Source organism: Desulfuromonadaceae bacterium, assembly GCA_019429445.1.
Taxonomy (GTDB): domain Bacteria; phylum Desulfobacterota; class Desulfuromonadia; order Desulfuromonadales; family JAHYIW01; genus JAHYIW01.
In genome coordinates, this window is record JAHYIW010000054.1 from 1 (window position 1) to 5,866 (window position 5,866).

Here is a 5,866-nt window from a genome sequence, read left to right on the forward strand (position 1 = left end):
ATGGCTAAGCAAAAATTTCGTCCTCCAAGGCTTGGTGGTTTTTCAGGGGCGAAGGCCTACATCAGGTAGGTCGAGGTCCTGAAAAATCAGCGTAACGACGTAGGGCGGACTTTTTGCGACGCCATCACGAATAAACCGGTTGACTTGCGGAGAACTTGTTGACCAAAGCGAAAGGGGGAGTCATGTTCGAGTTTGATGAAAGTATCGATCAGGGAGCAAAAATCAAGGTAATCGGTGTGGGTGGCGGCGGCGGGAATGCGGTCAACACAATGATCCGGGCAGAGATTATGGGCGTCGAGTTTATTAACGCCAACACCGATGCCCAGGCGCTCAGGGCCAATCTGGCACCGATGAAGATGCAACTTGGCGGGCAGCTGACCAAAGGTCTCGGGGCGGGTGCTAATCCCGAAATCGGCTGCAAGGCGGCACTCGAAGATCGTGAGCGGATCGCCGAAGTCCTTGCGGGCGCCGACATGGTTTTTATCGCCGCCGGACTCGGCGGCGGCACCGGTACCGGTGCCGCTCCGGTGATTGCCGAAGTGGCCAAGGAACTCGGTGCATTGACGGTTGGTGTGGTGACCAAGCCATTCTCGCGCGAGGGGAAAATGCGCACCAAAAAGGCGGAACAGGGCGCGGCCGACCTGAAGGATGTGGTCGATTCGCTGATCGTGGTGCCGAACGATCGACTCCTTGGCCTGGCCGGAAAAAACACCAGTATCCTTGACGCGTTCAAGCCGGCCGACGATGTTCTGCGTCAGGCCGTACAAGGCATCTCCGACCTGATCACGACCAGCGGTCTGATTAATGTCGACTTCGCCGATGTCAAGGCGATCATGAGCGAACGTGGTATGGCGATGATGGGGATCGGTATCGCCGAAGGTGAAAAACGCGCCGCCATCGCAGCCAATCATGCCATCAGCAGCCCACTTCTCGAAGAGATCGATATTTCCGGGGCCAAAGGGGTGCTGGTGAATATTTCCGGATCGTCAAATATGACGATGGAAGAGTTCGATGAAGCATCGCGCATCATTCATGAAAAGGTGCATGAGGATGCCAACATCATTATCGGCCTGGTCATTAATGAAAGTCTGGGCGATCAGATCAAGGTTACGGCGATTGCGACCGGGTTTGGGCAGGCTTTCGACAAGCAGCAGCGGCACACCGAGGTTCATGTTTTTACGCCGCCGAAGGTCGATCACGACACGCCGACATACATCCGTAATCGTCAACGGCAAAATCCGCGACCGCGCATAAATTTCAGTGAAGAACAGGAGTACGATATCCCGACATTTTTACGCAAACGACTCGATTAAGTTTTGCCTGATAAAAACGGCAGAGATTAAATTGACCCGGCGCTTGTCGTCGGTGTCAATCATTTGCAATTGCAGTTTAATGCTGTGTTACGGCCCTGCGCGGATCTCCGCCCGCGTGCGTCCGCCGATGTCATGTTAGCGACTCCCTCGTTGCCGGGGACCGGTTTTCCGGTCCCCCTTTATTTATTGCCGTATCAGCGCCAGTTTCACTGCCAGTCCCGCAAAAATCGTCCCAGAAATACGATGCATCACGATTTGCGCTCCAATCGAGCGTTTCAGCCAATCGCCGAGGGTTCCCGCTAACAGCGCGATGCCACCAAAAACCAGGATCGTCGCGGCGATAAAGGTGCCGCCGAGCAGAGCCAGCTGTAGCGCAATGGCTCCTTTGGTCGGGTCGGCAAATTGCGGGAGAAATGCGAGGAAAAAGATCGAGACTTTGGGGTTGGTGATGTTCATGATGATACCGCGACGGTAGAGGGGGATAAAACGTGTGTCACCCGCGACCGATGTGTTGAATTCAGTTGCTGGAGCGCGCCATGCCTGCCAGGCAAGATAGAGCAGGTACCCCGCGCCGCACAGCTTGAGGAGGGTAAATGCCGTCGCAGAAGTCTGAATCAGTGCCGCTACGCCACAGGTTACAGCGATGGTGTGCCCGACCAGGCCGGTGCACAGACCGAGGGTGACATTCACTCCTGCCGCGCGTCCGTTCAGGGCCGACTGCGTCAGGACAAAGATATTGTCAGGACCCGGAGCAAGGCAGAGAATGAGGGCGGCACAGAAGAAGGCCAGCAGGGTGTCGAGAGGGATCATGGTATATTTTCCGGTGGTTCTGGCTGAGGTCACGTTGGTTCTGGTTTTTTATCACAATTAAGCGGTTGTGTGGGGAGAATATTTATTCAGCAGGTGGGGTGTTGTAAATGACAAAAATAGTTATCAATTATCTTGACAGTCATTTTTCATTCAGTATAATGACCCTAAATTTGGTCCATTCTCAATCAATTCAATTCCAAGGAGATTATGATGAAAAAATTTGTCTGTACGGTTTGTGGTTATGTTCATGAAGGTGATGCTCCCCCGGCAGCCTGCCCGCAGTGCGGCGTCGGTTCCGATAAATTTGAAGAGCAAAGTGGTGAACTGGCGTGGGCGGATGAGCACCGTGTCGGTGTCGCAAAGGATGTGGACGCCGAGGTTCTTGACGGATTGCGCGCCAACTTCACCGGTGAGTGCACCGAAATCGGCATGTATCTGGCGATGAGTCGTCAGGCCGACCGCGAGGGTTATCCCGAGATCGCCGAGGCGTACAAACGTATCGCGTTCGAAGAGGCCGACCATGCCGCCCGGTTCGCCGAGCTGCTTGGCGAGGTGGTTCATGCCGACACCAAAAAGAACCTCCAATTGCGGGTCGAGGCCGAGAACGGCGCCTGCGCCGGCAAGAAGAAGATCGCGACCCGCGCCAAAGAGCTGGGATACGATGCGATCCACGACACTGTTCACGAGATGTGCAAGGATGAAGCGCGTCACGGACAGGCGTTCGCCGGGTTGCTGAAGCGCTACTTCGCTTAAAGTCGTGATGCAAAGGCGTTGAAAATCGAGCGTCAAAATCAAAAAAGCACCACACATTGTGTGGTGCTTTTTTGATTAACCTGTGACGCATTGTTGTCACCGTTCCCCGCTTGTCTTCTCCGAAAACAAGATCAAAGCCGGACCTGCGGCAACTCATCGGCAATCGCCAGCAGTCGCTCGGCGTTCCCCTTGATCTTCGCCTGCAACGTCCGGGCAAAATCGATCTCCTCCTCGCTCCAGTCCTCCCCCAGCGGCAGATTCCCCAAACGGCCGATGACCGCTGCTCCGAGGTTTTTCAGGCTGGTCGCCACTTGCCGTGGCGGCAGCTGGCAGTCGTTACAGAATCCCGCCAGGTCATAGGGCGTGACCTTCTCGGCGACAAATTCGTCACCGACCGCCAGGGCCAGGTCTTGTTCGAACTCCTCTCCATAGATGTCGATGTTGAGTAGATCGTAGCTCGGCGCAACGTCGATCCCTGCCTTGCCGACGAAGAACGAAATATTCTTGCCATGCGCATCGCTGTTGCCGATCAGCAGCTGGAACAGGGTCCAGTTGAGCAGCTCCCGGATGGCCAGGGCCGGAATGCGGCAGTTCCGGACGGCGCTAAACAGCTTCGCCACGCTGGCCCCGGCGCGGATGCGCGCCCCTTCGCCGGACTTACCGAAAGGGCGTTCGTACTTGTAGGTAGGCGGCAGATCAAGGAGCTGGCAACCGTCGATCAGATGTAATCGGTCAACTGTTTCCCCGCGCCAGCGCCGGTCGAAGCGTTCGACGACCAGCACCGGCTCGCCCAGACGCTGCAGGGAGACCCTGGCGACCGGTAGCCCGACCCGCTCCGCCAGCTTCATGCAGAGGAACTCATTGATCACCATATGCTGGTCGGGCCGCTGGCCGAACTTGAGGATATGGGTCGACGCCAGCTCGCCCTCGCCGAACCCCATGGTGCCGTCGGGGCGGATCAATAATGGCAGCTTGTCCTGCACGCCGGCGACCGAAAGGCGCGGGCTGCCGTCCCAGGTGGCGATGGAGATCCTCTGCCGCTGGGCGATGCGCTCCGTCAACTCCTTAGTGCCGACCTCGCGAAATCGGGTTGGTCGCGGTTCCCGATCGGCTTCGTCATAGCGAAACGTCAGCGCACCGGTCGTTTCTGCTCCAATCAGGGCAATCAGGCCAAAAACATTGCTTCGCGAAATCTGGTGATCGACCGATAGCTCTTCCAGCCATTTCCCTTCCGGCAGGAGGTTGGAGAGAAAGCGTTTCACCTTCTCGGATTCACACCCCTTCGGGGGCAGATGCGGCGATATGGCATATCCCTGGCCGTCCAACCATGATTTGGCGTACTCCAGGCCGTAGCGGTCGTCTTTCCCCGCCAGGGTCGCCCGACCGAGAGGGGCGCGGTTGAGGAAGACGGACAGCGTCTGTGTCATGACGTCTCCCATGGCTCGATGTTGAGCCGGATGCCGAGCATGCGACAAACGGTCAGGATGCTGGAGAGTTTGACGTCGCCCTTGGCCGTCTCGATCCTGGTCAGGGTATCGACGGCGACCCCGCAAAAGGCCGCCGCTTCGTGCATGCCCAGCCCCGCTTGGGTTCGGCGGGCGCGAATGTACATTCCCAGAGTCTCAGCGTCGAGCGGGCCGCTCTGAGCCGGCGTCGGCAGCGGCTTAATGGTTCGAGGCATTTCGATCTCCTTAAAATACTTTTCAGGCAGTATATATAGCAGAAAGAGGGGCTCGTCAACAAAAATACTGCTACGGCAGTATAAACAGGTAGAAGGCGGTTTAAATCAAAAGATATCCTGTCAGGGCAGTATATTCGTTGCCGTTGCTCGCGTCTTCCGATCCCGCCCTGCAACCGGAGCGGCGGAGGGTATACTCAACGATTACAGGACAAGGGGATAAAGAGGACAAGAGGAGAGGACAAGGGGGACGTTGTTTACTTGTTGACTGAAAAGCCATTCTCAGCTACTCTCCTGCCATGCCCCGTCAACCCCGCCTCGATATTCCCGGCCTGCTGCAGCACGTTATCGTTCGCGGCATCGAGCGCCGGAAAATTTTCCGGACCACCGCCGATCGGCGCGATTTCGTCGACCGGCTCTCCCGCCTGCTTGTTGAGACCGATACCGACTGCTATGCCTGGGCGTTGATCCCCAATCATTTCCATCTGCTCCTGAAACCCCGAGGGTGCGAGCTCAAGCACTTCATGCGTCGGCTACTGACGGGCTATGCCGTCAATTTCAATAATCGGCATAACCGCAGTGGGCACCTGTTTCAAAACCGCTACAAGTCGATTGTCTGCGAAGAAGACGCCTACCTGCTGGAGTTGATCCGTTACATCCATCTCAATCCGCTGCGGGCCGGGCTGGTCAAAAATCTGGAGGCTCTTGCGCGTTTTTTTTGGTGCGGTCATGGCGTTGTTTTGGGCAACGCCACACTGGAAGGCCAATCCGTCCGAGATGTCCTCGCTTTTTTCGCGGCGCAACCGGCAGCGGCGCGCAAACGCTATCAGGCCTTTGTTGCCGATGGCGTCGCTGTGGGTGCTCGTCCCGATCTGGTCGGCGGCGGACTTCGGCGCAGCTGCGGTCAAGAGATCCCCGAAGAACCGCAGGCCTATGATGAGCGGGTACTCGGTTCCGGAACTTTTGTGGAAAAACTCAGTGAGCTTGAGGCGCTGCAAGATCGACTCGCCATCAGACTCGATCCGGGCACCATCGCACAGCGTGTTGCCGAACATTTTGAGATCGGCATTAATGACCTTGGCGAAAGAAGTCGCGATCCGCAGCGCGTCGCGGCACGCGATCTCTTCTGCTTCATCGCAGTGCGCATCTTTGGCTACAGTGGCGTTCAGGTGGGGGAAAGGCTGGGGCTGCAACGCGCGGCGGTTTGTCGTGCTGTCAAGCGGGGAAGTGTTCTGGTGCAGCAGGATACTGGGAGGATTGAGACTATTCTTGAGAGTTGAATCAACAAGTAAACAACGTCCCGTCTTACCCG

Annotated in this window: 6 protein-coding genes; 3 read left to right on the forward strand and 3 right to left on the reverse strand. The window is 56.9% G+C overall.

Annotated features, from left to right (window positions below):
* The first annotated feature begins 182 nt into the window (after positions 1–182).
* Positions 183–1,313, forward strand: coding sequence for a cell division protein FtsZ (ftsZ, locus tag K0A93_13395; GenBank protein MBW6513083.1), 1,131 nt, complete (start codon positions 183–185; stop codon positions 1,311–1,313).
* Positions 1,314–1,496: 183 nt separating this feature from the next.
* Here ftsZ and K0A93_13400 read toward each other — a convergent pair whose 3' ends face one another.
* Positions 1,497–2,123, reverse strand: coding sequence for a LysE family translocator (locus tag K0A93_13400; protein ID MBW6513084.1), 627 nt, complete (start codon positions 2,121–2,123; stop codon positions 1,497–1,499).
* Between the two features lie 210 nt (positions 2,124–2,333).
* Between K0A93_13400 and K0A93_13405 the strand changes: the two genes are divergently transcribed.
* Positions 2,334–2,876, forward strand: a complete 543-nt coding sequence (locus K0A93_13405; GenBank protein ID MBW6513085.1) for an NADH peroxidase — start codon at positions 2,334–2,336, stop codon at positions 2,874–2,876.
* 131 nt (positions 2,877–3,007) lie between these two features.
* Here the strand turns inward: K0A93_13405 and K0A93_13410 are convergent, their stop codons facing one another.
* On the reverse strand, positions 3,008–4,303 hold the full coding sequence (locus tag K0A93_13410) for a HipA domain-containing protein (protein ID MBW6513086.1): 1,296 nt from the start codon (positions 4,301–4,303) through the stop codon (positions 3,008–3,010).
* Positions 4,300–4,557, reverse strand: coding sequence for a helix-turn-helix domain-containing protein (locus tag K0A93_13415; GenBank protein ID MBW6513087.1), 258 nt, complete (start codon positions 4,555–4,557; stop codon positions 4,300–4,302). The genes K0A93_13410 and K0A93_13415 overlap by 4 nt, the downstream gene beginning before the upstream one ends.
* A 296-nt stretch (positions 4,558–4,853) precedes the next feature.
* On the opposite strand from K0A93_13415, the gene K0A93_13420 reads away from it, so the two are divergent.
* Positions 4,854–5,834 (forward strand): transposase, encoded by a 981-nt coding sequence (locus K0A93_13420; GenBank protein ID MBW6513088.1) that lies wholly within the window; start codon positions 4,854–4,856, stop codon positions 5,832–5,834.
* Positions 5,835–5,866 lie beyond the last annotated feature (32 nt).